Origin of the sequence: Pseudomonas sp. Pseusp11 (assembly GCF_047304405.1) — a bacterium.
Lineage (GTDB): Bacteria > Pseudomonadota > Gammaproteobacteria > Pseudomonadales > Pseudomonadaceae > Aquipseudomonas.
Genome location: NZ_JBGLZF010000029.1, coordinates 48,594 through 74,770, shown reverse-complemented (window position 1 = coordinate 74,770; position 26,177 = coordinate 48,594). Strand labels below are relative to the sequence as shown.

General features: G+C 59.3%; 29 protein-coding genes. 16 read left to right on the top strand and 13 right to left on the bottom strand.

Annotated features, from left to right (window positions below):
- Positions 1–63: 63 nt before the first annotated feature.
- The gene (locus tag ACCC96_RS21840) at positions 64–390 is read right to left on the bottom strand and encodes a DUF2025 family protein (RefSeq protein ID WP_019651740.1); all 327 of its coding nucleotides are present in this window, start codon (positions 388–390) and stop codon (positions 64–66) included.
- Between the two features lie 236 nt (positions 391–626).
- On the opposite strand from ACCC96_RS21840, the gene ACCC96_RS21835 reads away from it, so the two are divergent.
- From ACCC96_RS21835 to ACCC96_RS21825, 3 genes are all read left to right on the top strand, one after another.
- Complete coding sequence (locus tag ACCC96_RS21835; protein WP_028939387.1) at positions 627–1,754, top strand: glycerophosphodiester phosphodiesterase; 1,128 nt, start codon at positions 627–629, stop codon at positions 1,752–1,754.
- A 108-nt stretch (positions 1,755–1,862) separates the two neighbouring features.
- Positions 1,863–2,168 (top strand): PepSY domain-containing protein, encoded by a 306-nt coding sequence (locus tag ACCC96_RS21830; RefSeq protein ID WP_007934833.1) that lies wholly within the window; start codon positions 1,863–1,865, stop codon positions 2,166–2,168.
- A gap of 158 nt (positions 2,169–2,326) precedes the next feature.
- Positions 2,327–3,487 (top strand): ATP-binding protein, encoded by a 1,161-nt coding sequence (locus tag ACCC96_RS21825; protein ID WP_413696876.1) that lies wholly within the window; start codon positions 2,327–2,329, stop codon positions 3,485–3,487.
- A gap of 183 nt (positions 3,488–3,670) precedes the next feature.
- Here ACCC96_RS21825 and ACCC96_RS21820 read toward each other — a convergent pair whose 3' ends face one another.
- The gene (locus tag ACCC96_RS21820) at positions 3,671–5,296 is read right to left on the bottom strand and encodes a methyl-accepting chemotaxis protein (protein ID WP_413696875.1); all 1,626 of its coding nucleotides are present in this window, start codon (positions 5,294–5,296) and stop codon (positions 3,671–3,673) included.
- Between the two features lie 275 nt (positions 5,297–5,571).
- On the opposite strand from ACCC96_RS21820, the gene ACCC96_RS21815 reads away from it, so the two are divergent.
- The 4 genes from ACCC96_RS21815 (at position 5,572) to ACCC96_RS21800 (ending at position 10,319) form a co-directional block, all read left to right on the top strand.
- Positions 5,572–6,594, top strand: a complete 1,023-nt coding sequence (locus tag ACCC96_RS21815; RefSeq protein ID WP_019651735.1) for a transporter — start codon at positions 5,572–5,574, stop codon at positions 6,592–6,594.
- 269 nt (positions 6,595–6,863) lie between these two features.
- On the top strand, positions 6,864–8,480 hold the full coding sequence (locus ACCC96_RS21810) for an inorganic phosphate transporter (protein ID WP_019651734.1): 1,617 nt from the start codon (positions 6,864–6,866) through the stop codon (positions 8,478–8,480).
- Between the two features lie 253 nt (positions 8,481–8,733).
- Positions 8,734–9,600 (top strand): hypothetical protein, encoded by an 867-nt coding sequence (locus tag ACCC96_RS21805; RefSeq protein ID WP_019651733.1) that lies wholly within the window; start codon positions 8,734–8,736, stop codon positions 9,598–9,600.
- Positions 9,597–10,319 carry a TylF/MycF/NovP-related O-methyltransferase gene (locus ACCC96_RS21800; protein WP_019651732.1) on the top strand — a complete coding sequence of 241 codons (723 nt, stop codon included), beginning with the start codon at positions 9,597–9,599 and terminating at the stop codon, positions 10,317–10,319. The genes ACCC96_RS21805 and ACCC96_RS21800 overlap by 4 nt, the downstream gene beginning before the upstream one ends.
- A 60-nt stretch (positions 10,320–10,379) precedes the next feature.
- Here ACCC96_RS21800 and ACCC96_RS21795 read toward each other — a convergent pair whose 3' ends face one another.
- A complete protein-coding gene (locus tag ACCC96_RS21795; protein WP_413696874.1) occupies positions 10,380–10,817 on the bottom strand; it encodes a multidrug/biocide efflux PACE transporter in 438 nt (145 codons plus the stop codon).
- Positions 10,818–10,906: 89 nt separating this feature from the next.
- On the opposite strand from ACCC96_RS21795, the gene ACCC96_RS21790 reads away from it, so the two are divergent.
- Positions 10,907–11,761, top strand: coding sequence for a LysR family transcriptional regulator (locus tag ACCC96_RS21790; RefSeq protein ID WP_018926428.1), 855 nt, complete (start codon positions 10,907–10,909; stop codon positions 11,759–11,761).
- Positions 11,762–11,884: 123 nt separating this feature from the next.
- On the opposite strand, the gene ACCC96_RS21785 is transcribed toward ACCC96_RS21790, so the two are convergent.
- The 3 genes from ACCC96_RS21785 to ACCC96_RS21775 all read right to left on the bottom strand — a co-directional run bounded on the left by ACCC96_RS21785 (position 11,885) and on the right by ACCC96_RS21775 (position 14,065).
- Positions 11,885–13,120 (bottom strand): RNA polymerase sigma factor, encoded by a 1,236-nt coding sequence (locus tag ACCC96_RS21785; RefSeq protein ID WP_413696873.1) that lies wholly within the window; start codon positions 13,118–13,120, stop codon positions 11,885–11,887.
- A 76-nt stretch (positions 13,121–13,196) separates the two neighbouring features.
- The gene (locus tag ACCC96_RS21780) at positions 13,197–13,541 is read right to left on the bottom strand and encodes a YciI family protein (RefSeq protein ID WP_019651728.1); all 345 of its coding nucleotides are present in this window, start codon (positions 13,539–13,541) and stop codon (positions 13,197–13,199) included.
- Positions 13,542–13,639: 98 nt separating this feature from the next.
- A complete protein-coding gene (locus ACCC96_RS21775; protein ID WP_258672637.1) occupies positions 13,640–14,065 on the bottom strand; it encodes a YybH family protein in 426 nt (141 codons plus the stop codon).
- A 139-nt stretch (positions 14,066–14,204) separates the two neighbouring features.
- Here ACCC96_RS21775 and ACCC96_RS21770 point away from each other — a divergent pair, with 139 nt between their 5' ends.
- Genes ACCC96_RS21770 through ACCC96_RS21760 form a run of 3 tightly spaced genes read left to right on the top strand, consistent with a single transcriptional unit; the run spans position 14,205 to position 15,895 of the window.
- Positions 14,205–14,690, top strand: a complete 486-nt coding sequence (locus ACCC96_RS21770; RefSeq protein ID WP_413696872.1) for a GNAT family N-acetyltransferase — start codon at positions 14,205–14,207, stop codon at positions 14,688–14,690.
- Positions 14,691–14,709: 19 nt separating this feature from the next.
- A complete protein-coding gene (locus tag ACCC96_RS21765; protein ID WP_019651725.1) occupies positions 14,710–15,315 on the top strand; it encodes a pyridoxamine 5'-phosphate oxidase family protein in 606 nt (201 codons plus the stop codon).
- Positions 15,316–15,337: 22 nt separating this feature from the next.
- The gene (locus ACCC96_RS21760) at positions 15,338–15,895 is read left to right on the top strand and encodes a nucleotidyltransferase family protein (RefSeq protein ID WP_413696871.1); all 558 of its coding nucleotides are present in this window, start codon (positions 15,338–15,340) and stop codon (positions 15,893–15,895) included.
- Between the two features lie 72 nt (positions 15,896–15,967).
- Here ACCC96_RS21760 and ACCC96_RS21755 read toward each other — a convergent pair whose 3' ends face one another.
- The 4 genes from ACCC96_RS21755 to ACCC96_RS21740 form a co-directional block, all read right to left on the bottom strand.
- Entirely contained in the window at positions 15,968–16,138 is a 171-nt protein-coding gene (locus ACCC96_RS21755; protein ID WP_102667188.1) for a prevent-host-death protein, read from the bottom strand.
- Positions 16,135–16,623, bottom strand: a complete 489-nt coding sequence (locus tag ACCC96_RS21750; protein ID WP_086944523.1) for a GNAT family N-acetyltransferase — start codon at positions 16,621–16,623, stop codon at positions 16,135–16,137. Before ACCC96_RS21750 ends, ACCC96_RS21755 begins: the two co-directional genes overlap by 4 nt.
- Positions 16,624–16,947: 324 nt before the next feature.
- The gene (locus tag ACCC96_RS21745) at positions 16,948–17,433 is read right to left on the bottom strand and encodes a GyrI-like domain-containing protein (RefSeq protein WP_413696870.1); all 486 of its coding nucleotides are present in this window, start codon (positions 17,431–17,433) and stop codon (positions 16,948–16,950) included.
- Between the two features lie 69 nt (positions 17,434–17,502).
- Positions 17,503–18,165 (bottom strand): LysE family translocator, encoded by a 663-nt coding sequence (locus tag ACCC96_RS21740; protein WP_413696869.1) that lies wholly within the window; start codon positions 18,163–18,165, stop codon positions 17,503–17,505.
- 139 nt (positions 18,166–18,304) lie between these two features.
- Between ACCC96_RS21740 and alaC the strand changes: the two genes are divergently transcribed.
- Positions 18,305–19,522, top strand: coding sequence for an alanine transaminase (gene alaC, locus ACCC96_RS21735; RefSeq protein WP_018926437.1), 1,218 nt, complete (start codon positions 18,305–18,307; stop codon positions 19,520–19,522).
- A gap of 243 nt (positions 19,523–19,765) precedes the next feature.
- On the opposite strand, the gene ACCC96_RS21730 is transcribed toward alaC, so the two are convergent.
- Complete coding sequence (locus ACCC96_RS21730; RefSeq protein ID WP_413696868.1) at positions 19,766–21,118, bottom strand: GntP family permease; 1,353 nt, start codon at positions 21,116–21,118, stop codon at positions 19,766–19,768.
- A gap of 81 nt (positions 21,119–21,199) precedes the next feature.
- On the bottom strand, positions 21,200–21,733 hold the full coding sequence (locus ACCC96_RS21725) for a gluconokinase (protein WP_019651720.1): 534 nt from the start codon (positions 21,731–21,733) through the stop codon (positions 21,200–21,202).
- A 215-nt stretch (positions 21,734–21,948) separates the two neighbouring features.
- Here ACCC96_RS21725 and ACCC96_RS21720 point away from each other — a divergent pair, with 215 nt between their 5' ends.
- The 3 genes from ACCC96_RS21720 (at position 21,949) to ACCC96_RS21710 (ending at position 24,466) form a co-directional block, all read left to right on the top strand.
- Entirely contained in the window at positions 21,949–22,980 is a 1,032-nt protein-coding gene (locus ACCC96_RS21720; protein ID WP_258672629.1) for a LacI family DNA-binding transcriptional regulator, read from the top strand.
- A 66-nt stretch (positions 22,981–23,046) separates the two neighbouring features.
- A complete protein-coding gene (locus ACCC96_RS21715) occupies positions 23,047–23,679 on the top strand; it encodes a glutathione S-transferase family protein (protein WP_028939399.1) in 633 nt (210 codons plus the stop codon).
- 43 nt (positions 23,680–23,722) lie between these two features.
- Positions 23,723–24,466: an NAD-dependent epimerase/dehydratase family protein gene (locus ACCC96_RS21710; RefSeq protein ID WP_413696867.1), complete on the top strand. Its 744-nt coding sequence runs from the start codon at positions 23,723–23,725 to the stop codon at positions 24,464–24,466.
- Positions 24,467–24,564: 98 nt separating this feature from the next.
- Here ACCC96_RS21710 and ACCC96_RS21705 read toward each other — a convergent pair whose 3' ends face one another.
- Positions 24,565–25,464 (bottom strand): LysR family transcriptional regulator, encoded by a 900-nt coding sequence (locus ACCC96_RS21705; RefSeq protein WP_413696866.1) that lies wholly within the window; start codon positions 25,462–25,464, stop codon positions 24,565–24,567.
- A gap of 99 nt (positions 25,465–25,563) precedes the next feature.
- Here ACCC96_RS21705 and gstA point away from each other — a divergent pair, with 99 nt between their 5' ends.
- Positions 25,564–26,166, top strand: coding sequence for a glutathione transferase GstA (gene gstA / locus ACCC96_RS21700; protein ID WP_413696865.1), 603 nt, complete (start codon positions 25,564–25,566; stop codon positions 26,164–26,166).
- Positions 26,167–26,177 lie beyond the last annotated feature (11 nt).

Here is a 26,177-nt window from a genome sequence, read left to right as displayed (position 1 = left end):
TTTTGGGGGGGCGGTTTGGGGGGGTGGCCCGGCAAACACGCCAGAACAGCCACCGCAAAACCCTCACCCCCGCACCAAACTCCTCACCGCCGTAATCTGCGGCAGGTCCTGTCGATTCATGTACACCCGCAGCGGCTCGGTGATGTTGATCCGGTCGTCGATGTTCTGGTCCAGCAGCAACTGAATCAGTTCGCGCTTGAGCGTCATGGTCTGCTCGGGGCCGGGAGCCCAGACGAATTCGCTGGCGGGGATGATGCCGTCGTCAGCCACGTCCATGCCGAAGGCGTCTTCGCTGAAGCGCACGATGTACTGGCCGGTTTTGCGATTGAGGCCGACGAAGCCTTTGAGTTGGTCGGCGGCCTGGCAAATGAGCTGGGAAGTGATGCGCATGGTAAACCTCACAAAAGGTCGCTAAGGACCGGTGATCGATGGTTTACACGCAGGGCAAGTGAACGGGTTTCCCTCTGCCGGGGAAACTGCAGGTGTGAAGATTACTGCAAAGAGCCGCACAAAAGTGTCGAAGAAATCTTCTTTAAACACGTTTATGTCGGTCTGGTGATAGCACAAGCGGCGCTCAGTTGTTAAAAGATACGTCTTTGAAAACTCATCGCAAAAGGACTTCGACCATGCCTGTCTCCTTCACCAAAAGCGCCCTGCTGCTGAGCCTGATGCTCGGCCTCGGCCAGGCACAGGCCACCAGCGAGCCAAGCCCCAGCGCACTGGCAACCCGCCTGGGTATTCCGCACCCGGCGGTGATCGCCCACCGTGGCGCCTCTTTCGATGCACCGGAATCCACCGCCGCAGCCTACAAACTGGCTCGCGACCTGGGCGCCGACTACCTGGAAATGGACCTGCAACGCAGCAAGGATGGTGTGCTGTTCGCCCTGCACGACAACAACCTGCAACGCACCACCGACGTCGCCACCAAATTCCCTGAGCGCAAGGACAGCCCGGCCAACGAATTCACCATCGCCGAACTGAAAACCCTGGATGCCGGCAGCTGGTTCAACACGGCGTACCCGGATCGCGCGCGTCCGGGCTACGTGGGTCTGAAGATCCTGACCCTGGACGAAATCATCGACATCGCCCAAGGCAATCCGCTGCACAAGCCTGGCCTGTACATCGAAACCAAAGAGCCAAAGCAGTTTCCCGGCATCGAGCGCGATCTCAAGGATAAATTGCAGGACCGTGGCTGGCTGAGCCCGACGGGTTCCAAACTGGCAAAAAGTAATCTGGCGGTCGGCCAGGGGAAAGGCAAAGTCGTGCTGCAAACCTTCGAGAAGAGCAGCCTCGAACTGCTCGAGAAGGAGATGCCGCAAGTACCGAAAATCCTGCTGTTGTGGGTCGGTGAAGGCAGCATCGAGCCGAAATCTAAAGTGACGTTCGCCGAATCCGGTGACAAGGACAAAGCGACTTACTACGCCAAACAGGAACCGAAGGACAAAGCCGAATTCCAGCAATGGGTCGAGTACGCCAAGGCCCAGGGTGCTATCGGCACCGGGCCTTCTGCCGCGCTGACCAAGGGCGGCGATCAGAGCTATTCAGACCTGGTGAAACCGTGGATGAACCAGTTCACCCACGATCAGGGCATGCTGGTGCACGTCTACACCATCGACGATGCCGTGGATTATCAGAAAGTGACGGATGCCGGTGTCGACGGCATCTTCACCAACCGCGCCAGCGAACTGCTGAAGTTCTATAAGCGCCCAGCGGCGGCGAGTGTTGCGCAGTTGTTGCAGAACAACGGGTATTGATTCAAGACCGTGGCGCCTGTTTCGCGGGCGCCACGGTAATTAAGGGTGAATTAAGTTGCGCTGTTTAACCTGATCCCACTTAAACAGCTCCTCCAAGGAAAGAACTTGATGAAAACCTTAACTGCCCTGTTCACCGCTGCCGCCCTGACCCTCACCGCAGGCCTGGCCCAAGCTGACGTTCGCGTCGACCAGATCCCCGAGTTGGTCAAAAGCGGCAAGATCAAACCCCTGGAAGAAATGAACCAGGCCGCGCTGAAGTTGCATCCGGGCGCCACGATTACTGATACCGACCTCGATAACCACTTCAACGGTTACGAATATGAAGTTGAACTGCGTCTGGCTGACAACACCGAATGGGACGTGGACTTCGATGCCGCCACTGGCAAGGTCCTGAGCAACAAACAAGACAAGTGATTCAACTGCAAAAAGCCGCACGATCTTCGGGTCGTGCGGCTTTTTTGCGTTCGGCGTAAGGCAAATCGCTGAAGTGATGAACGAAGTCGCGTCCTTTTGCGCAAGCCCGCTAGAATCCCTCAACACCACTCAGCATGTTGAAGCAGAGAACCAGGGATATGGGGCAAACAGCGACAGCAGATATCGCCACGATCAGCCGGATCAGCGCGGTGCCGGTGGTTCTTCAGGTGATCAGTGAGCTGACCGGGTTGCGGTTCGCCGCGGTGGCCCGCGTCATCGACAACACCTGGATCGCCTGCGCGGTGCTCGATCGACTGAATTTCGGCGTGCAAGTGGGCGATGAACTGCAGCTGGTCTCCACGCTGAGCGACGAAATTCGCCGGGGCCAGCAGTCAGTGGTCATCGACAAGGCCAGTGAAGACCCGCTCTGCCGCAATCATCCCTTCGAAAGCTACATTGCCGTGCCGGTATTTCGCACCGACGGGCGCTTCTTCGGCACCCTCTGCGCCCTCGATCCTGATCCTGCGCCGCTCAAGTCCAGCACGATCCAGAGCACCATGGAATCGTTCGCCCGGATGCTGGCGCTGCAAATCGAAGCCGACGAAAACCTGCAACGGACCGAAGCGGCACCGATCAAGGAACGTAAAACCACCGAACTGCGCGAACAGTTCATCGCCGTGCTCGGTCATGATCTGCGTAACCCCTTGTTCGCCATCAGCGCCGGTGCCGAAATGCTCCTGCGCAAACTCAAAGACCCGGCGAATGAGCAACGGGCGCGGCATATCCTCACCAGCGCCCGGCGTGCGACCAAACTGGTCGACGATGTACTGGACTTCGCGCGGGGGTCATTGGGTCACGGCATCCCGGTGAATATCGAGCCGTGCCCTGATTTGGGAGATGTGCTGCGGCATGTGATTGCCGAGATCCGGAGCATTCACCCCAAGCGCATCATTCAGTCGTCGATTGGCGACCTGAGCGACATTCACTGCGATCGCGAACGGGTCGCGCAGTTGCTGTCCAACCTGCTGGCGAACGCCGTCGTCCACGGCGATCCCGACGGCCCGGTCGAGGTCAGTGCGCAGGTCAACGAAGGGCAGTTCGTGTTGAGCGTGAAAAACCACGGGCTGATTGCCGAGGATGCACTGCCGCAGCTGTTCCAGCCCTACTCGCGACCGACCGGCGGAACACCGCAGGCTGGCCTCGGATTGGGTTTGTACATTGCCGATCAGATTGCGCAGGCCCATGGCGGCAAACTGGAGGTGGAATCGACCGAGCCGCAGGGCACGACGTTTACCTTCAGCTTGCAATGCGATCTGTAGCAGCTGTCGAGCTTGCGAGGCTGCGTTCGGCTGCGCAGCAGTCGTGAGTCCGGCTGACGCGGTCTGCCTGACACACCGCAATCACTGGTTTGACGACCGCTACGCAGCCGAACGCAGCCTTCGGCTTGCTACAAGGAATGCGTGTACCGACTCGGTAACCGATTCGGTACACAGCCCATTTCACTAGGCGCTCAACCGCGCCGTCACCTCATTCAATTGCCCTGACAGCCCATGCAGGTTATGGCTGGCCGCTTCGGTGCGCTGCACGTTGTCCAGGTTGGTACTGGCGATGCTGGTGATTTCGGTGAGGTTGCGCGAGATGTCTTCGGCCACTGAAGTCTGCTCTTCTGCGGCGGTGGCGATCTGGCGGTTCATGTCGCGAATGGCTTCCACGGCATGGGTGATACGCTCGAGCATGGCGCCGGCCTGGGTCACTTGCTCGACGCTTTGCTCGCTGCGCGACTGGCCACTTTCGATGGCCTGGGCCGCATCCACCGCACCGGTTTGCACGGTTTGAATGATCTGGTTGATCTCGATGATCGACGCCGCCGTGCGCTGGGCCAGGCTGCGTACTTCATCGGCGACCACCGCAAAACCACGCCCGGCTTCACCGGCACGGGCCGCTTCGATTGCCGCGTTGAGCGCCAGCAGGTTGGTTTGTTCGGCAATGCCGCGAATCACTTCCAGCACCTTGCCGATGCGCCCGCTGTCTTCTTCCAGACGACGGATGACCGTGGCGGTGTTGGCGATTTCGCCACGCATTTGGGTGATGGTGTGAATGGTGCCCTGCATGACCTTCTCGCCTTGCTGGGCGGACTGATCGGCATCGTCGGCCGCACGTGCCGCTTCGGCGGCGTGGCGCGCGACTTCTTGCGCGGTGGCGGACATTTCGTTCATCGCCGTGGCCACCTGATCGGTGCGATTGAACTGCTCGTTGGTGCCGCTGGCCATGAGGCCGGCAATCGAGTTCAGCTCACCGCTGGCACTGTCCAGGTCCGACGCGCTGCGCTGCAAACGACTGAAGGTTTCGGCGAGGAAATCGCGCAAGGTGTTGGCGGCCCTGGCCAGGTTGCCCAACTCGTCCTGACGGGTGCTGGCCACGCGTTCGGCGAACCGGCCCTGGCTGAGTTGCGCCACGTAGTCGATCAGTTTGCGGATCGGCTCCACCAGATTGCGATTGACCAGCCACAGACTCAACAAACCAATCAGCAGCCCCGACAGCAGCATCACCGCGAGCCCCGACAACACCGTCTGATCGGCACTGGCACTGATCAATTTCGATTGTTCGAAACTCTGCTTGCGCAGTTCACTGACCAGTTCATTCATCTGCTCGCTGGCAGCGCGGTCCACGCCCTTGACCGCATTGTCGCCGGCCGCAGGGTCGGCACCGGCCGCCACGTAGGCATCACGGCCCTTCTGATACGCCGCACCTAATACACGATGCTCCTCACGCAGGCGTTCGATGCGGGTCTTGAGTTGCGACTCCATCCCCTTCTGCCCGGCCAGTTCACCGAGGATACCCTGCACATTGCGCTGACCCTCCTCGAACTGCTTCCAGTATTTGTCCAGGTCCGCGGGTTGCTTGCCGCGCAGCAGGACGTTTTTCCACTCCTGGACCTGCACCTTGAATTGCAGGTTGGCTTCATCAATCAATTGCGAAGTGTGCAACGGGCCTTCAATCAGATTCGCGTAGCTCTGAACGCCGTTGGACAGAAAGTGAAAGCAGGCCAAAGCGATCAACAACATCGCCAACAGGCTGCCACTCAACAGGGCGAGAATTTGTGCTCGAAGGGACTTTTGCAAAGACATCGGGAAGTACTCGAAACAGGAATGAGGCACGCTGATGAAGGCGTGAAAAGTATCCGGACATCCCTGTCTGTCACATTGGCCCTTGGCCGAAGGCGCGCAAACTTAACCCAAGCTTGATCGGCGTTCCAGAGCGGTTCTTGAGGAGAATCCGACCATCGGTATCGCAATCGTTTGCGTACACCTTGCCGTCACAAAACCGTCATGAGCGCTTGCAATGATGGGGCTCAAGTGAACCTGTGAAACCCGCGACAGGCGCCTCCTCGCAGCGAGACTTCATGAACCACAGCATTGATCAACGCCATCGCGATTCCGACTTGTTCGGCCTGCTTTACGGTTTCAGTTTTCGCCCCGGCGAGCGTGGCCGAGAGATCGATTCGGCCAAGGCGTTGCACTGTCTGCAACAGCCCCAGGACAGCGACGAGTTCCTTTGGCTGCACCTGAACCTGGCCCATGCCGCGTGCGAGCGCTGGATGAAAAGCCATCTGGAATTGCCCGACGAGTTTTTCGAAGCCTTGCATGAAGGGTCCCGTTCAACGCGCATCGAGCATGTCGATTCGGCGTTGCTGGCGGTGGTCAACGACGTGGTGTTCAACCTCAGCAGCATGGTTTCCTCGGATGTCTCGACGCTGTGGGTCTGCGCCCGCAGTCGGCTGATCATCAGCGCGCGCCTGCAACCGCTGCACTCGGTGGACAAGCTGCGCTCTTCGGTGAAGGCCGGTGAATGCTTTCGCTCACCGCTGGAATTGCTGGTGCATTTGCTGCGTGATCAGGGCGAAGTGCTGACGCAGATCGTGCGCAAGACCAGCCTCAGTGTCGATCAGATCGAAGATGAATTGCTGTCGTCGCGCCTGTCCACCAACCGCGCCGAACTGGGCGCCAACCGCCGGGTATTGGTGCGCCTGCAACGGCTGCTGGCGTTGGAGCCGGGCTCGTTGCTACGCCTGCTCAATCGCCCTCCGCAATGGTTGCAAAAGGAGGACGTCAAGGAGCTGCGCAAATCCACCGAGGAGTTTGCGCTGATCATCAACGACCTCACCGCCCTAGGTGAGCGGATCAAGCTATTGCAGGAAGAAATCGCCGCCAATCTCAACGAGCAGAGCAACCGCACGCTGTTCACCCTGACCGTGGTCACGGTGTTGGCGCTGCCGATCAACATCATTGCCGGTTTCTTCGGCATGAACGTCGGCGGAGTGCCGCTTGCCGGTGATCCGGAGGGGTTCTGGATTCTGGTGGCACTGGTGGCGACGTTTACCCTGATTGCCGGGCGCTGGGCGTTTCGTAAGCGACGTGATTATTAAACCGCCCATCATCACCGCCCCCTTGTGGCAAGGGAGCTTGCTCCCGCTGGGCTGCGCAGCGGCCCCTATCCGGTTTATTCATTCAAACAGAATTCTCTGGTTTTACGACTGCTTCGCAGCCGAACGGGAGCAAGCTCCCTCGCCACAGGTGTTTGCCTGCCTTAGCATCCGGCATTACAAAAAAACCAAACACTGACCCAGCGCAGTCTCACTGTAATATTTAGCAACGATCATGGGCGACACTCCTTCTCTGCTCAGGATTGTCCGGCATGGCTACGCCTTCCTTCACCGCCGCCTCCCAGGCGCCCGCCAGCGGCGCCAGGCCGCAGTTCGATAAAAAACCCGGCCTGCTCACCTTCGTGATGTTCTTTGCCGTGCTGGGCAGCGGACTGCTGTTCACCGCCTACAGCCTGATGCACGACATGAGCGAACTCGGCACGGTGGTCACCACCTGGACGCCGTTTCTGCTGTTGGGCGTAGCACTGCTGATTGCCTTGGGCTTTGAGTTCGTCAACGGTTTTCACGACACCGCCAACGCCGTGGCAACGGTGATTTACACCCATTCCTTGCCGCCGAATTTCGCCGTGGCCTGGTCCGGGTTCTTCAACTTCCTGGGGGTGTTGCTGTCGAGCGGCGCGGTGGCGTTCGGCATCATCGCCCTGCTGCCGGTGGAGCTGATTCTGCAGGTCGGCTCCTCCGCCGGTTTCGCGATGATCTTCGCCCTGTTGATCGCCGCCATCCTGTGGAACCTCGGCACCTGGTGGCTGGGCTTGCCGGCCTCTTCGTCGCACACCCTGATCGGTTCGATCATCGGTGTCGGCGTGGCCAACGCCTTGATGCACGGCCGCGACGGCACCAGTGGCGTGGACTGGGCCCAGGCGACCAAGGTCGGTTACGCGTTGCTGCTGTCGCCGCTGATCGGCTTCGCATTCGCCGCGTTGTTGCTACTGGCGTTGCGTGTCTTCGTCAAAAATCGCGCACTGTACAAGGCGCCGAAAGGCGACACCCCGCCACCGTGGTGGATTCGTGGCATGTTGATTCTGACCTGCACCGGCGTGTCCTTCGCCCACGGCTCCAACGACGGCCAGAAAGGCATGGGCCTGATCATGTTGATTCTGGTGGGTACCCTGCCAATGGCGTATGCGTTGAACCGCACCATGCCGGCGGATCAGGCCTTGCAATTCGCCGCGGTGGCCGAAGTCACCCAGCAAGCCCTGATGAGAAACACACCACTGCCGATGCCCACCGATCCACGCCCGGTGCTGACCGACTACATGCGCAACAAGGAAGCCACCCCGCAACTGATCCCCGCCCTCGCCGCGCTGGCGGGCCAGATCGGTAACGAAGTGAAGGGTTACGGCTCGCTGTCGAAAGTCCCGGCAGAAGCGATGGGCAACGTGCGCAACGACATGTACCTGACCAGCGAAACCATTCGCCTGATGGACAAGAACAAGGTCGGAAACTTCGACACCGACACCACCGGTAAGCTGCAACTGTTCAAGCAACAGATCGACAACGCCACGCGGTTCATTCCGCTGTGGGTGAAGATCGCGGTGGCCATCGCCCTGGGGCTGGGCACCATGGTCGGCTGGAAACGCATCGTGGTGACGGTCGGCGAGAAAATCGGCAAGACGCACCTGACCTATGCGCAGGGCGCTTCGGCAGAAACCGTGGCGATGCTGACCATCGGCGCCGCCGACATGTTCGGCCTGCCGGTATCGACCACTCATGTGTTGTCTTCAGGCGTGGCCGGGACCATGGTCGCCAACGGTGGTGGCTTGCAGATGAAGACCATCCGCAACCTGCTGATGGCCTGGGTGCTGACCTTGCCGGCGGCGATTGTGCTGTCGGGCAGCTTGTACTGGTTGTTCACCAAGCTGTTCTGATCAACCTGAACACCCACCCCCTGTAGGAGCGAGGCTTGCCCGCGAAGAATGCACCGCGGTCTACCCGAATGACTGCGTTATCGTTCTTCGCGGGCAAGCCTCGCTCCTACAGGGATTTTTTTGCCCGGCGAAAGCATTTCGTCGCAAATTCATGGGATTAATCGTTTATTGATCCCTCTCCCGCCGGATAGCACTTCAGTTTGCTACCGTGTTGCCGACTATTAAAAGACTCGATGTATTCAGGAGGGGAACCGTGAATCTGTATATCAATCAGCTTCAGAAGAAAGCTGACTTCAAAGAAGCCATCTACGCAGGCGACATCTTCCTGAACACTCAGCTACGCACGGCCAAAGAATTGTGTGCGTTTGCCCAAGAAAGCATCACTGCCGCCTTCGACGGCGAGACCAATCACCAGGCCCTGCACACGTTGATGCCGGTGGAAGAATTCGTGGTCCTGGTCACTCGCCTCAAGAGCCAGTTCACTAACAGCCAACGCGCCAAGGACTTGATTCTGGGCTTCATCGATGAAATCGGTGTCGACCCTCGCGAGTACATTTTCGACGTGCCACGGATCCGCGTAGTGCCTAACTTCGACTACCTGCATGCCGGCGTCAGCTATGCCTACAAACCCCATCGCGACACCTGGTACGGCGGCGTCGACTGTCAGATCAACACCTGGATGCCGGTGCATACCATCAGCCCTGACCAGACCATGATGATCAATGGCGGTTATTTCGATGTACCGGTGAAGAACACCTCAAAGGATTGGAGCCTGTCCGACTGGATCAACAACCAGCGTCATAGGGCCAAGGAGAACCTCAAGGAAGAAGTACGGGTACACCCGGTTCCGCTGGAAGAGATCAACACTTCTTCGGAGATCCGCGTGGCCGGCAACACGGGCGACATGCTGATTTTTTCCGGTTCTCACCTGCATGGTACGGTTCCCAACTACACGCAACAGACCCGCTTCAGCGTGGACTTCCGCCTGATGCACCTTGACGACCTCAAGCACAAGCGCGGCGCGATCAACGTCGACAGCGCCTGCCCGGACGTCGGTGCTGGGTTCAACGATTATTTCCACGCTCACGACTTTTCGAAATTCCAAGGAATCCAGCAATGACCAAGCGTCGCATTACGCCCGCCGAGGCTCAATACAACGAAACCCGTGCCAATGTCCTGAAACGGGTCGACGCCGAGTATGTGGCCGACGCGCCATTTGTCTTCGCCCACCGCATCGGCGTGACCGCTGCACTGTCGCGCATGGAGTTGTTCAAGAAAGTCGCCGAGATCCCTGGCGCGATCATTGAATGCGGCGTGTACAAGGGCAACTCGCTGATGCTCTACATGCACCTGTCGATGATTCTGGAACCCTACGCGATCAACCGGTCGATCGTCGGCTTCGACACCTTCGAAGGCTTCCAGAGTATCGACAAGAAAGAAGACCCGGCGGACGTCAACGAGACCATGTTCTCCGACACCGACCAGTCGCTGATCCAGGACATGATCGACGCCAACGACCTGTTGCGCCCGGTCAACCGTATCCCGCGCTGCGAGCTGGTCAAAGGCGACATCGTCAAGACTGTGCCGGAGTGGGTCCAGACGCGTCCGGACCTGGTGGTAGCGATGCTGATCCTCGACACCGACCTGTACGAGTCGACCAAAGTCGCTCTGGAAACCTTCCTGCCGTACATGCCAAAAGGCGCGATCGTAGTGCTCGACGAAGTCGCTTACCGCAACTTCCCCGGCGAAACCAAAGCCCTGCGCGAAGTGCTCGACCTGAACAAGATCGAACTCAAGCGCCTGCCGTTCGATTCGTGCGTGGGCTACTTCCACGTTTGATGCACAAGTTCCTGTAAACAAAGATCAAAAGATCGCAGCCGAAGGCTGCGATCTTTGCTTTTACCCTTCCAAAGCCCTGCGCACCATCAACCGCTCCCGCACCACGTCGTAACCCCAGTGGTACACGTAGGTGTACGGCAGGAAAAACAGCAGCACGCCGATATCCAGCAGGAACGCCTGCCACAGGCTGATCTTCAGCCACCAGGCAATCAACGGCACCCCAAACGCCACCAGCCCGCCTTCGAACAACAGCGCATGCACCACGCGCACCCAAGCGTTACGCACAATGGCGAAGCGCTTGAGCAAACGGTCGAACAGGCCGTTGAAGACCACGTTCCAGGCCAGGGCAAGGGCTGCAATCGCCATGGTTGCCACGCACATTTCCAGCATGGGTTTATCCATGACCCAGGCCAGAAGTGGAGTACAGATCAATATCGCCAGCAGTTCGAAACCGATGGCCTGGAGAATTCGTTCAGTGATGGATTTATTGGCGTTCATGGCCAGACTCCCTGAGTGACTGTGGTTGCCATGATCTGCCATCACACCGATACTTCATAACCAATAACCATCGATCAAGGCGATAGTTCATGGCTTCCCACGAAGTGTTGTTGGCGTTTGTAGAGGCCGCAACCCAAGGCTCGTTTTCCGCCGCGGCGCGCAAGCTCGGGCGCAGTCAGTCGACCATCAGCGCCGCCGTGGCGAGCCTGGAAATCGACCTGAACCTTGTCCTCTTCGACCGCAGCAGTCGCAAGCCGAGCCTGACTCCGGCCGGGCACGTCATGCTGCAACGGGCCGAGGAGATTCTGGCCGCCACCAGCCGTCTGGAAATGACCGCCAGCCAACTGTCCCAAGGCATCGAGCCAAAGTTGACCGTGGCGATTTCCGACACTTACCAGTCCGACCGTTTCGAAGCGGCGCTCAGTGCTTTCGAGCAGCGTTACCCGGACCTCGAACTTGAATGCCTGATCGCCGAATGCGATGACCTGGTGGCACTGGTACAACGCGGCCGCGCGCACGTCGCCTTCGCCGAGATGCAAGACAGCTACCCGCCGGACCTGGTCAGCTCGACGGTGGACGAGCGCACGGAAATCGCCCTGTTCGTGTCCCACGCGCACCCGTTGGCGACGCTGAACGACATCGATCAGGACGTGCTGCAACAGCACCGCGAACTGCGTCTGGCGACGATCGTCAATCCGTATGAAAGCCGCGCGAAGGGGCGGGTCTGGTCGGCACCGAGTTACCTGATGCTGCTGGAAATGGCCCAGGGCGGGTTCGGCTGGGCACCATTGCCGCGATGGCTGGTGGGGCGATTTGGGGCTGGCTCGTTGGTGGAATTGAAAGTGCGCGGCTGGCCGAAACCGGTGTATGTCGATGCGCTGTGGTCGCGTTTGCACCCGCCGGGGCCAGCGGGGAGTTGGTTATTGGGCAAGATGCTGGAATGAAGGTCCTGCGGACCTTATCGCGGGCAAGCCACGCTCCCACAGGATTGAGGCGATCACACCTTTGCGATTCGACACAATCCTGTGGGAGCGAGGCTTGCCCGCGATGGGGCCAGTGAAATCACATCACTCCAACGCCCGGAGCCGCCCCTCGATAAACCGCCGTTCCGGCACCTGCTGCGTCAATTCCAGCGCCCGCTGATACGCCGCTCGCGCCTCTTCCACCCTTCCCAACTGCCGGCAAAACTCTGCCCGTGCCGAATGCGCCAGGTGGTAATCCAGCAACTCGCCCCGGGCCAGAATCCCTTCGATCAACGTCAGCCCGGCCTGCGGGCCATCGCGCCTGGACAGCGCCGCCGCGCGGTTCAGTTCGATCACCGGCGACGGCACCGCCCGCAGCAGCACGTCATACAGACCGACAATCTGCGCCCAGTCCGTCTCTGCCGCCGAGGGCGCTTCGGCATGCACCGCGGCAATCGCAGCTTGCAGGCAATAAGGCCCGAAGCGCCGTGTCGTCAGCGCCCGCTCAATCAAGGCGCAGCCTTCGGCAATCAGCTCGGCGTTCCACAACGAGCGATCCTGTTCATCCAGCACAATCAGCTCACCGCTCGCGGAGGTCCTGGCGAGGCGCCGGGACTCATGCAACAGCATCAGCGCCAGCAGCCCCATCACCTCCGGTTCAGGCAACAACTCCATCAACAACCGACCGAGACGAATCGCTTCGCGCGTCAGTTCTTCACGGGTCAGCTCGCTGCCGACAGACGCCGAGTACCCTTCGTTGAACACCAGGTAAATCACCCGCAACACGCTGTCGAGTCGCTCGGGAAGTTCCGCCAGGGTGGGCACTTGGTAAGGAATTTTCGCGTCACGGATCTTGGCCTTCGCCCGCACGATGCGCTGGGCGATGGTCGCCGGCGCCGAGAGAAATGCCCGGGCGATTTCTTCCGTGGTCAGGTCGCAGACTTCGCGCAGGGTCAGCGGCACTTGAGCGTCCGCCGCCAGTGCCGGGTGGCAACAGGTGAAGATCAGGCGCAGGCGATCGTCTTCCACGTCTTCGTCACTCCAGTCGGCCTGCTCCAGCGCCTCCAGTTGAGCGATCAACAACGGCCGGGACGCGTTAAAACGCGCGCGCCGACGCAACACATCAATGGCCTTGAAACGACCGGTGGACACCAGCCAGGTGCGCGGATTGTCCGGCACGCCGTCGCGTTGCCAGCGCTCGACCGCGACGAAGAACGCCTCGTGCAGCGCCTCTTCGGCGAGGTCGAAATCGCCGAGCAAGCGGATCAGAGTCGCCAGGATCCGCCGCGACTCGTCGCGGTAAACCTGCTCGACTTGCGCCCGTACCGATTCGCCCGGCATCAATCCGGCATGCCTGGGGCCATTTTTCGCTGGACGGTTCGCACACTCATAAAAGAACTCCTGTTGTAATAGTTATTCAGACATTCAACTGGCGAACGGGCCGCACCTCGACGCAGCCGACCCGGGCCGCCGGAATGTTACCGGCGACCTGGAGGGCTTCATTGAGGTCCTTGGCATCGATCAGGTAGAAGCCGGCCAACTGCTCCTTGGTTTCAGCGAACGGGCCGTCGGTGATCGACATTTTGCCGTTGCGCATGCGCACGGTGGTCGCGGTCTGCACCGACTCCAGCGCTTCGGCGGCGATCATCCGGCCGCTGCCCTGGATCGACTCGGCATAGGCCATGCACTCGGCGTCGTTGGGGCTTTCGGGCAGTGAGTGCAATTCGTGCTCGTTGCTGTAGACCAGGCATAAATACTTCATGGGACTCTCCATTTCAGGCGGCTTTGCCGTGACCGAACTGATCAACTATGGCTGTCGATTGGCGCTTTGACGCTGCTTTCCGATAAACAGCCCGACCATCAGGGTTCCAGGTTGAACAGAGCCGCGCCGCTGGTCATGTCGAACGGAGCAGACCAGTGTTCGTGGACAATCTGCCAGAGCCCCGCTTCCTGCCGATAGCACGCGGTGACGCGCATCCAGCAAGCCTGGGTTTCACCCTTTTCATTGGTGCCGCCACAATGCGCCAGCCAGTGAGCGAAAGCGACCTCCTGCGACGGCACAATGTTGATCTCGTGAAATTCGAAAATATGCGGGCCGGGGCACATCTCCAGGCATTCCTGCCAATGCGCACGGTAGGCCGCCTTGCCCTTGAATTGCAGCGCTTTGACGGCATCGAAGGAGACGATGTCGTCGGCGTACAGGGCCATGACTTTTTCCACATCCTTGGCGATGACCGCCTGACGGTAGTTCTCGATCAAGTTATGGATTTGTGTCTGAGCGTTCATGAGGGTTCTCCACGTTTTTTGTTGAAGACACCTTTAGTCGTCTGGCGAAAAGCCAAATCGACAACCGAAATAAAAATAATCCATGGAGGCAAACTCGCTAGAATCCGAGGCTCATTTGTGTTGGAAAAAGGACACTCCAGTGACAGCCCGACTCGTGCCTTACGAAAGCCTGAACGCCTTGCAGCGCCAACAGGTCGAGGCCATCGAAATCCAGGCCGAACAAATCAGATTCTCCGGTGACATCCACGGTGCATTGCACACCTTGCTGTCCAAACCGGGCCCTGGCGTCAAAGGCTTTGCCCTGCTGGCCGAAGAGGTTCCGGTGGCCTTCCTGCTGCTCAAGCGCCCGCCGGTGCTGCCGGCCTGGGCCGACGAACACAGCGCCACCCTGCACGCCCTGCAAGTCGATCGTCGCGCCCAGGGCAAAGGTTACGGCAAGGCCTGCCTGCAAGCCCTGCCCGAGGTTGCGCGCCAAGCCTGGCCGGAAATCAAAGGGCTGGAATTGTCGGTGGATGCGGACAATGAATCGGCCATCGCGCTGTATGCCAAATACGGTTTTGTCGACAGCGGCGAAGCGTACAAAGGCCGGATCGGTTACGAACGACGGATGGGGCTGGTTTTCTGATTCATGGAGGGATGAACGAATGTTGAATTCAATCGAAGCGCTGGAAGCGATCTATGGCCTGCCCCATGAGCGCGCGGTACGCAAGCAGATCCCCTTTCTGAACGAGGACTATCAGGCGATGGTCCGCGCCTCGCCGCTGGTGATTATCAGCTCGGTCGGCCCCGACGGCATGGACGGTTCGCCGCGCGGCGATTTGCCGGGTTTCGTGCGGATCATCGATGAGCGCACGCTGGCGATCCCGGATCGCCCGGGCAACAACCGCATCGACACGCTGCGCAATGTCGTGCTCGACTCGCGAGTATCGCTGCTGTTCATCATTCCGGGAATTGGCGAGACATTGCGGGTCAACGGCACGGCGCAGATCAGCGCCGAGCCCGCATTGCTGGAAAGTTTTGCCGTCAATGGCAAACCGGCGCGCACAGTAATGCTGGTGACGGTGGAAGCGGCGTATTTCCATTGTTCGAAAGCGATTGTGCGTTCGGACTTGTGGAATCCTGAGAACTTCCTCGACCGCTCTGCCCTGCCGACGGCCGGCGCGTTTCACAAACGGCTGAACGATGGGCAGTTCGATGCCGAGACGTATGATCGGGAAGCGCCGGCCAGGGTACGAGACAGCCTCTACTGATTGTTTTTGGAGGGTGACGGCAATGGACAACGTCTCAAAGGTCCAGGCAATCATTTCGGGCGACCCCGACCGCTGGCGTCTGCTTCAACTTGTTCACTCCTTGAACTTACCGGATTGCTGGATTGGTGCCGGGTTTGTCAGGAATGCCGTTTGGGATCACTTGCATAACCGGGTTCCGTCCCCAGTCTCGACCGATATTGATGTCATCTGGTTTGACGTCGATCGCTGCACACCCACGGATGACCGACAGTTGGAAGAAGCTTTGCGGGATCTGGATCGAACTGTCGAATGGTCGGTAAAAAACCAAGCCAGGATGCATGTTCAAAACGGCGACCTGCCCTACACGTCCTCGACGGATGCGATGAGATATTGGCCGGAAACAGCAACGGCGGTCGCTGTCAGACTTGTGCAGAACGATATTTGTCAGGTTGCCGCGCCGTTGGGACTGGATGATCTTTTTCGATTGGTCATCAGGCCTACTGCAAGATTTGTTTCAGATAAGCACATGATTTTTCAAAAGCGCTTCAGATCCAAAGACTGGCTGACAACCTGGCCGCTGCTAAGGCAGGAGAGTGGATAGCTATTAACCCCGCAGCCCCATTGGCTGATACTTACTGAAATGAGTAACTCCAAAGTAGGCGGCTTCCTGGCCTCAGGTATCGTTATTGTCTTGCAGCAATTGACGCCGCTGCGCCAATTTTGCCAGCAACATATCACCAGAAATCAGCTTTCCCTGCTCCTTGTCGCGTGAGGAGAACGAAAGCAGTCTAATCAGCGCATTGGCCTCATCTCGCCGCTTACGTTTCTCGTAAGACTCGATCACAACGTTAACTCCATCTCATGCCACGCCATCCCGCCATGGTCGGACGCCGAAGGCTTGATGTAGACAAACCCAAACCCGGCATACAGCGCAATGTGCCGCTCTTTGCACATCAAATGGATGCTGGCCTTGTTCAATGCGCGCATGCGCTGGATGAATTCACCCATCAAGCGTTTTGCCAGGCCTTGCCCCTGATAATCCGGATGCACCACCACCGACATGATCACCACATGCGGGCCGGCCGGGTCGTGGCCGATCAGTTCCTTGAACGCCTCGTCCGACATTTCCACCTCGAACGCCGCACCGGAATTGACGAAACCGGCTACAACGCCATCCACTTCGGCGACGATGAAGCCCTCGGGCCAAGTGGCGATGCGGGTGGCGATTTTCTCGCGGGTGGCGGCTTCGTCGCCTTCGTAGGCAACGGTTTCGATGGCGTAGCAACGGTCCAGGTCAGCGGGAATGACGTGGCGGATGACGGTGTTCATGGCAGCTCGGAATCGGCGGGGGAAAGGCTGGGATCATAAATTAATAAGGTGTTCATATCGATCACGACAAGTGCCGTAAAGCCTTCGTATAGGCACTTTCATAACGCGTCGCCCGGGGCTATTTGTGTTGCCTGTCTCTAGTCACCATGAGGGGAACACACCATGAGCAGCGTCCAAATCGGTCTTCTTATGCTGTTGGGCATCAGCACGTTCGGCTTCGTTTCTTTGGCGATCGACCTGTTGCGGGCGCGACGGGTGAACAAGGGCAAATAGTGCCCGCAGGACATTCAGAGGCGGCCGGTTGAGCCGCCTCCGCAGATGTGATCAGGACTTGATCGGCAGCCAGATTTCCAGCACGCCGGTATTGAGCTTCGGGTTGAAGTCTTCGCTGTAGCGTTCGAACTCCGGGGCATCCGCTGCCTCGTGACCGGACTGCGGCAACCAGGTGTTCCAGATGTACTGAAAGGTCTGGGGCAAGGTATCCAGCGAGCCCTTGTGCTCGAACACCGCGTAATACTGGGGCTGAATCTCGACCCAGCGGTATTTCTCGGGCAGGTCGTCGAGCTTGCTGATCTCGACGCCGGCGATGTATTCAAAACCGCCCTTGCCGTCCGGGTTGCAGCAAACGCCGTAGGTCACTTCGCCCTTTTGCCCGGGAACATTGCCGATGTGGGGAACGAATTTATCCCAGAGCTCGGGAATCTTGCCGGCCGTCTCTTGGGTAAATCGCCCGCCAAGCCCCGCTATGAGCATGAAGTGCCCATTTTCGAAGCGTGGTTCTACCGGTTCGACGCGTTTTTGCTCATCCATGACTCGACTCCTGGGAACGAAAAAAGTGGGTTCGGCTGGGAGTATAGAGGTCAAACCCGATTCGCCCAGTCAGAGCGCGGGAAGCTGCCCGGCGGTGGACGCTCCGACAAACTCGTTGTACCCAGATAGAATCACATAGACCGCGAAATAGCAGAAGATCGCCGCCGATGCCATGTAGGAATAACGCAGCAGTTTGTCTCCAAGCAGCTTGCCGCCATGGCTCGCCGCGAAGCACAGCGTGACGCACCAGAGAATTCCCGCGCAGAGAAATCCACCGAGAAACAACGCCGAGCTGAGGGTGCCGCCGCCACCGGAACGGGCAATCAGGGTGCCGCCCACCGCGGCGAACCAGAGAATCGCACTGGGCGACGACATGGCGAGGAAAATCCCCCGCAAGAACTCTTTGCGATGGGAGTTGTGGCCAACGTCGGCGGTCGCGGCCAACACGGCATCGTGGTAGATCGCCGAATGAATCATCTTCGCCGCGAAGTACAGCAGCAACGCCGACCCGCCGATCCACAACACCCAACGCACGGTTTCGTATTGCAGCAATACGGTCATGCCGGCCAGTGCCAGCACGGCGTAAATCAGATCGCCGACGCAAGTCCCCAGCCCCAAGGCAAAACCCTGGAAATAGCCGCGCTGCATCGCCAGCGTGATCATCGCGATATTGGCCACGCCGATGTCCAGGCACAGTGAAAGGCTGAGCAGGAAGCCGCTGGTAAATTCCATCAACCCGTTTCCTTCGGAAAAAATTGTTCACGTAGAGGCTGGACAGTTTGCCACACCTGCCCTTACATTCCGCCACAGGCCACCGCAGTGGCCAGCGTCGCTCGGACGGTTCCGGGCGCTTACGTTATTCGAGGCAACAATGGCCGAACAAGGTTCGCCGCGCCGCTTTGCGCGCATAGATCGACTCCCTCCTTACGTTTTCAACATCACTGCCGAGCTGAAGATGGCCGCCCGTCGTCGTGGCGAAGACATCATCGACTTGAGCATGGGCAACCCCGACGGCGCCACGCCGCCGCACATTGTCGAAAAACTGGTCACCGTCGCCCAGCGCGAAGACACCCACGGCTACTCCACGTCCAAAGGGATTCCGCGCCTGCGCCGGGCGATTTCCAATTGGTACAAGGATCGCTACCAGGTTGATATCGACCCGGAAAACGAAGCCATCGTCACCATCGGTTCCAAGGAAGGCCTGGCGCATTTGATGCTGGCCACCCTCGACCAGGGCGACACCGTGCTGGTGCCAAACCCGAGCTACCCGATTCACATCTACGGTGCGGTGATTGCCGGTGCCCAGGTGCGATCGGTGCCGCTGATCCCTGGCGTGGATTTCTTCGCCGAGCTGGAACGGGCGATTCGCGGTTCGATCCCGAAACCGAAAATGATGATCCTCGGCTTCCCGTCCAACCCCACTGCCCAGTGCGTGGAGCTGGACTTCTTCGAACGGGTGATCGCCCTCGCCAAACAGTACGACGTTCTGGTGGTGCACGACCTGGCCTACGCCGACATCGTCTACGACGGCTGGAAAGCCCCGTCGATCATGCAAGTGCCCGGCGCCAAGGACATCGCGGTGGAGTTTTTCACCCTGTCCAAGAGCTACAACATGGCGGGCTGGCGCATCGGCTTCATGGTCGGCAACCCGGAACTGGTCAACGCTCTGGCGCGGATCAAGAGTTACCACGACTACGGCACCTTCACCCCGCTGCAGGTTGCGGCCATCGCGGCGCTGGAAGGCGATCAGCAATGCGTGCGCGATATTGCCGAACAGTATCGCCAGCGTCGCAACGTGCTGGTCAAAGGTCTGCATGAACTGGGCTGGATGGTCGAGAACCCGAAGGCGTCGATGTACGTCTGGGCCAAGATTCCCGAGGCGTATGCACACCTGGGCTCGCTGGAGTTCGCCAAGAAACTGCTGGCCGAGGCCAAGGTCTGCGTCTCGCCGGGTGTCGGGTTTGGTGAGTACGGGGACGATCATGTGCGCTTCGCGCTGATCGAAAACCAGGACCGGATTCGTCAGGCTGTACGCGGGATTCGCGGGATGTTCCGGGCGGATGGGTTGGTCACCAAAACCAACGCCTGACTACAAAAAACCTGCGGAGAACAAACATCTGTGGCGAGGGAGCTTGCTCCCGCTGGGTCGCGAAGCGGCCCCAAAACCAATCACCATGTTTTTTTCAGATAGAACACGGTGGACGGATTTACGACTGCTGCGCAGCCGAGCGGGAGCAAGCTCCCTCGCCACAAAAAGCTTGCTCGACATTGGGTTAGATCTCACCCACAAAAAAACCGCATCGCTGCGGTTTTTTTGTGTTGGCCGTTCGTGTCAGACGAACAATGACAACAGCAGGATGAAGCCCAGGCCTACCACGGACAGGATGGTTTCCATCGCGGTCCAGGTCTTGAAGGTTTCCGCCACGGTCATGTTGAAGTACTGCTTCACCAGCCAGAAACCGGCGTCGTTGACGTGGGACAGGATCAACGAACCGGCACCGGTGGCCAGCACCAGCAGCTCACGGTTCACACCCGGAATCATCCCCACTACCGGCACCACGATGCCGGCGCCAGTGATGGTCGCCACAGTTGCCGAACCGGTCGCGATGCGAATCACCGCGGCTACCAGCCAGGCCAGCAGGATCGGCGAGATCTGTGCAGCCACCGCCATGTGACCGATCACATCACCTACACCGCTGGTAACCAGCATCTGCTTGAAGCCGCCACCGGCACCGATGATCAGGATGATCGCGGCGGTCGGCGCAAGGCTCGCGTCCAGCCATTTGAGCATCTGTTGCGAACCGATGCCCTGCTTGTAGCCGAAGGTGTACAGCGACAGCAGCAATGCCAGCAGCAGCGCCGAGATCGGGTGACCGATCAGGTCCATGAAAGTGCGGAAGAAGTTGCCGTCCGGCAGCGCCACATCGGCAAAGGTCTTGAGCAGCATCAGGAACACAGGCGACAGCACGGTAACCAAGGTAATGCCGAAGCTAGGCAGATCGCCTGCATCCTCATCGCGCACCAGTTGATCCACCAGCTCCTGGTTCGGATGACCGGGAATGTGCTTGGCAATGAACGTACCGAAGATCGGACCGGCGATGATGGCGGTCGGCAGCGCAACGATCAGGCCGTAGAGAATGGTTTTACCAATGTCGGCACCGAACACGCCAATGGCCAGCAACGGCCCCGGGTGCGGAGGAACCAGACCGTGCACGGCGGACAGACCGGCCAGCAGCGGGATACCGATCTTGATGATCGATACGCCGGTACGACGGGCGACGATGAACACCAGCGGGATCAGCAGCACGAAGCCGATTTCGAAGAACAGCGGGATGCCGACCAGGAAGGCCGCGAACATCATGGCCCACTGCACCTTGTCCTTGCCGAAGGCTCGAATCAGGGTCTGGGCGATCTGATCCGCCCCGCCGGACTCGGCCATCATTTTGCCGAGCATGGTGCCCAGCGCCAGAATGATCCCGACGAAACCGAGAACGCCGCCGAAACCATCCTGGAACGCCTTGATGATGGTGCCGATCGGCATGCCGGAGGTCAGCCCGAGGAACGCGGCGGCGATGATCAATGCAATGAACGGGTGAAACTTGAACTTGGTGATCAGGACAATCAAGCCGATCACCGTGACCACTGCATCGAGCAGCAGAAACGACTCGTGGGACATGCCAAACATGGGGGGTGTCTCCTGTTTGTTGTTGTTATTAAAGCGATTAATCAGAAGCCGTCAGGACAGCGCTATCTCTTGGAGCAAAACTCAACTGGCGAGTTTCAAGCCGTGATCGAGCCACCAGCGGTGGGCCTGAGCGGCCAATTCGTCGACGCTGTGGCTCGAAGCGTCCAGAGCCAGGGTCAGGGGCTCACCAACGGGCGATTCAAGGGTGGCGAACTGGCTGTCGATCAGGGTCGACGGCATGAAGTGGCCCGGCCGATGGGAGACACGATCGGCGGCGACTTCAGGGGTCAGCTCAAGGAACACAAAACCCAGGCCCGGCAAGGCACTGCGCAAGCGTTCGCGGTAACTGTGTTTGAGGGCCGAACAGGTCAGCACCGGGCGCTCGCCACGGGCGTCGACGCGGCGCAGTTCATCGCACAGGCTGTCGAGCCAGCCGGCACGGTCTTCGTCGTTCAGGGGGATACCCGCGCTCATCTTTTCTATATTGGCGGCAGGGTGGAAAGTGTCGCCTTCAATGGCGGTCGCGCCGCTGAGCTGGCACAGGGCCTGGCTGACGCACGTCTTGCCGCAACCGGCAACGCCCATGATGACCAGGGCGGTGATGGAATGATTCATGTAACACCTCAGCGCGCAGACAGCGCTACCTTTGCTACGTAAAACTCTAGTGCAAAAGCAGATGTTGCCGACGCCTTCTTGTCATTTTTGTGGGTTGCAGCATGTTCGTTCCCGATGCCGAAAAGCGAGGATCAGGCAAACCCCGCTCACGCATTTGCAGCTGCATCGAGACAGCGCTACCTTAGTGCCTTGAATTTTGTTTGGCAAGCCGTCCGATGAATACCCCTAAAAACGATAAAAATACACGAACCACTGGCCGTCCTACCCTCAACGAAGTCGCGCGCCTGGCCGGTGTCAGCCCGATTACGGCCTCCCGCGCCCTGCGTGGCGTCAGCACGGTGGCCACCGAACTGGTGGAAAAAGTCCAGAAGGCCGCCCTCGAACTGAACTACGTGGTCAACCCCGCCGCCCGCGCCCTGGCCTCGGCGCAGAGCCATTCCGTTGTGGTGTTGGTACCGTCATTATCCAACCTGCTGTTCATCGACACGCTGGAAGCCATTCATCAGGTTTTGCGACCAAAGGGCTTCGAAGTGCTGATCGGTAACTACCACTACTCGCGCGATGAAGAAGAAAACCTGCTGCGCAACTACATGGCTTATCAGCCGCGCGGCTTGCTGCTGACCGGTTTCGACCGTACCGAAAGTTCGCGGCGGATGATCGAGGCCAGCAACATTCCCTGCGTCTACATGATGGAGCTGGACAGTGCGGCGGGACTCAATTGCGTCGGTTTTTCGCAACTGGCCGCCGGCGAAACGGCGGCCGAGCATTTGCTGTCACGCGGTCGCAAACGCCTGGCTTACATCGGTGCGCAACTGGACCAGCGCACGTTGCTGCGGGGCGAAGGTTTCCGCCGCGCGCTGCAAAAGGCCGGTTTGTATGATCCTGATCTGGAAGTGCTGACCCCGCGCCCCTCCTCCGTCGGTTTGGGCGGTGAGCTGTTTCTGCAACTGCTGGCCAGTCATCCGGACCTCGATGCGATCTTCTTCGGCAACGACGACCTGGCCCAGGGCGCATTGCTTGAAGCCTTGCGCTGTGGGATCAAGATCCCCGAACAGGTGGCGATCCTCGGCTTCAACGACCTGCCCATGTCCGAACACATGGTGCCGCGCCTGAGTAGCATCAATACGCCTCGAGAGGCCATTGGCCGTCGTTCGGCCGAGTTGATGCTGACCTTGATGGCCGGCAATTCGGTGGCCAAACCGGTGCAGGACATGGGGTTTGAATTGAAGGTGCGCGAGAGTACCTGATACGCAATCATCCCTTTGCTCGTGCTAGATTCCCGGCACACCTGTAACAGCAAACGGAGAAGCTCAATGGGACATGCGCTGAAGATTTTGGGTAGGGCCTCGTCAATCAACGTCAGAAAGGTCCTGTGGGCCTGCGACGAACTGGGCGTTTCCTACGAACGGGAAGACTGGGGCAGCGGTTTTGCCTCGACCCAGAGTCCGGAATTTCTCCAGCTCAACCCTAACGCACAGGTGCCGGTGCTCATCGACGAAGCCGGCGTGCTGTGGGAGTCCAACACCATCTGCCGCTATCTGGCGGGCAAATACCAAAACACCGACCTGTTGCCCATCGAACCAGCGGCGCGCGCTCGGGTGGAACAGTGGATGGATTGGCAAGCCACCGAACTCAATCCGTCCTGGGGCTACGCCTTTTTTGCGCTGGTGCGGCAATTGCCGAACTTCCAGGACTCGCAGCGGATCGCCGATGGCGTTCGCGGCTGGAACGCGAAAATGGGCATCCTCGAACAGCAACTCGCGTCGACCGGTGCGTATGTCGCCGGACCTCGGTTCACCCTGGCCGATATCCTCATCGGCTTGTCGGTCAACCGCTGGCGGATGACCCCGATGGAGCGCCCGGACTATCCCGCCGTCGACGCGTATTGCCAACGACTGGCGCTGCGACCGGGGTTCATGGAACACGCCTGCAACGGCGTGCCATAACGCCAAACCCGCTCCCTCTGCCCTTCCATAAAAAGAGAACCCCATGAACGGACTCAACGTACTGCTGACCGGCGCCTGCGGCAGAATCGGCAAAACCTTTTTTGAAGCTTCGCAGGACCGCTACACCTTCGTGCTGACGGATCGCATCGAGCCTGACTTCAATGTCGAAGCACCGCATCGCTTTGTACGCCTGGACCTGTCCGACCTCACCGCCATAAGCGAAGTGCTGAAAGGCATCGACGTCATTGTGCATCTGGCCGGCATCCCTCACGCCACCGCCTCTTTCGATGAGTTACTGCCCAACAATATTCTGGCCACCACTTACCTGTTCGAAGCCGCCGTGGCTGCAGGTTGTAAACGATTGGTGTTCGCCAGCAGCGCGCAGACCATCGAGGGCTATCCGGTGGACCGGCAGATCACACCGGGCATGCAGGTGATGCCGGCCAATCTGTATGGCGTCAGCAAGTGTTATGGCGAAGCCTTGTGTGCGTTCTACGCTGCCAAACACAACCTCTCGAGCATTGCCATACGCATTGGCGCTTTCGAGTTTACGGACCGTCACGAATTGACCAACGCTCGCGACCTGAGTGCATGGCTCAGCCCTCGTGATGCAGTGCAGTTGCTGCAACTCTCTGTGGAGGTCGAAGGTGTGCAACACCTGATCGCCCACGGTATTTCCAATAACCGTTTCAAACGCCTGGACCTCAGTGAAACTACCCGGGTGTTGGGTTATAGGCCGGTGGACGATGCATTTCAGGAGTTCGACATTCCCATTAGGTTTCCTTGACGGTGCGTCTCCAGAATCCGGGCAACGTGGTTCTTGCGCTGTAGCATGAGGTCGGTCGACCTCTGCCGCTCGGCGGCAAGGGTTGATCACCCTCCTTTTCAGTTCCCGGACGAATCAGCCGATAACTGATGTTCTGCGAGCATCCTCAGTAGCGCCCGCACCGCCGCCGAAGGTTCTTTGTCGGGCGCGACTACCAAGGCAAACTCCCGGTCGATGCGCGGCGTCACCGGCACTATCCGCAAGCCTTGGCGATTAGTCGGCAGGGTCATTTCCGGTACCAGGGTCACGCCGATGTTTTCCCGCACCAGGGTGAACGCACTGCTCCACTCACGCACCTCGGCCCGCACATCCAGCAGTTGCAACCCGGCATCAGCCGCCAGGCTGCGGGCATTGGTCGAGCACCCGCCCGTGGCCAGCACAAAGGGTTGCTCCGCCAGTTCCGCCAGTGAGACGCCCTCTTCATTCGAGCGGCGCGCCAGAGGATGGCCACCGGGCAGAACCGCCACCCAGGCATCACGCCCCAAACGCCCGACATTACGCGCGGGTGCCGGGTTCAACGCCACACCGACATCCACCAGCCCGGCACTGAGCAACGTTTCCACTTCATCGTCGCTGACCTCCAGCGCCACCACTTGAATGCCGGGATACAGCCGATTGAACTGGCGTAACAGTGACGGCAGGAACGTCGTCAGCACCAAAGGAAAACTGGCCAGACGAATCGTCCCGAGCTGAATGCCTTTAGCGGCATCGACGGTGCTGCGAATATTTTCCAGGGCGCCGAGCATGGTTCGCGCCTGTTCGATCACCGGCAAGCCGATGGCGGTCGGCAAGGTCTGGCGGTTTTCCCGGCTGAACAGCTGAACGCCCAGGGTTTCTTCAATCAAGGCCAGTGCCTGGCTGGCACCGGACTGAGTCATGCCGACCCGCTCAGCGGCGCGGGTAATGTTGCCGGTATCGGCCACCGCCACCACCATTCGCCAATGCATCAGGTTCATCATGACAGTAGCTTTCCTAATGGCAGTTTTCTGAAAGATTAATTTTACCGAGGGTGCCGCGCACTATGACACTGGCGCAAATCCGCAACCAGAGCCCTGCCCATGAAGTTGTATTACGCCCCGCAAGCCTGCTCCTTGGCGCCGCACATTGTGCTGCGCGAACTGGAGCTGCCGTTCGAGTTGGTCCGCGTCGACAACAGCAGCAAGAAAACCGTCACCGGCGATGACTTCCTCGCCATTAACCCCAAAGGCTACGTCGCGGCATTGCAGCTGGATAACGGCGATGTGCTGACCGAAGGCCCGGCGATCCTGCAGTACCTGGCGGATCTGCACCCGGAGGCAAACCTGGCACCGGCGAGCGGAACGTTCGAGCGGGTGCGGTTACAGGAATGGCTGAACTTCGTTTCGACCGAGATTCATGGCGGGCTGGGTTGGCTGTTCAATCCGCAATTTCCGGACGAGGTGAAGGCGCTCATCAAAGAGAAACTGTTCAAGCGCTTTGCCGTGTTGAGCCGGACGCTGGAGCGGCAGGATTACTTGATGCCCGGCGGGTTCAGCATTGCCGATGCGTATCTGTTTACGGTGTTGCGGTGGGCCCGGCTGTTTGCAATTGATCTGGATGATTGGCCGGCGTTGGCCCGGTTTCAGGCGCAGGTTGATCAGCGGCCAAGCGTGAAAGCGGCGTTGGCGGCGGAGTTGGTGTAAGGCTTTAGATC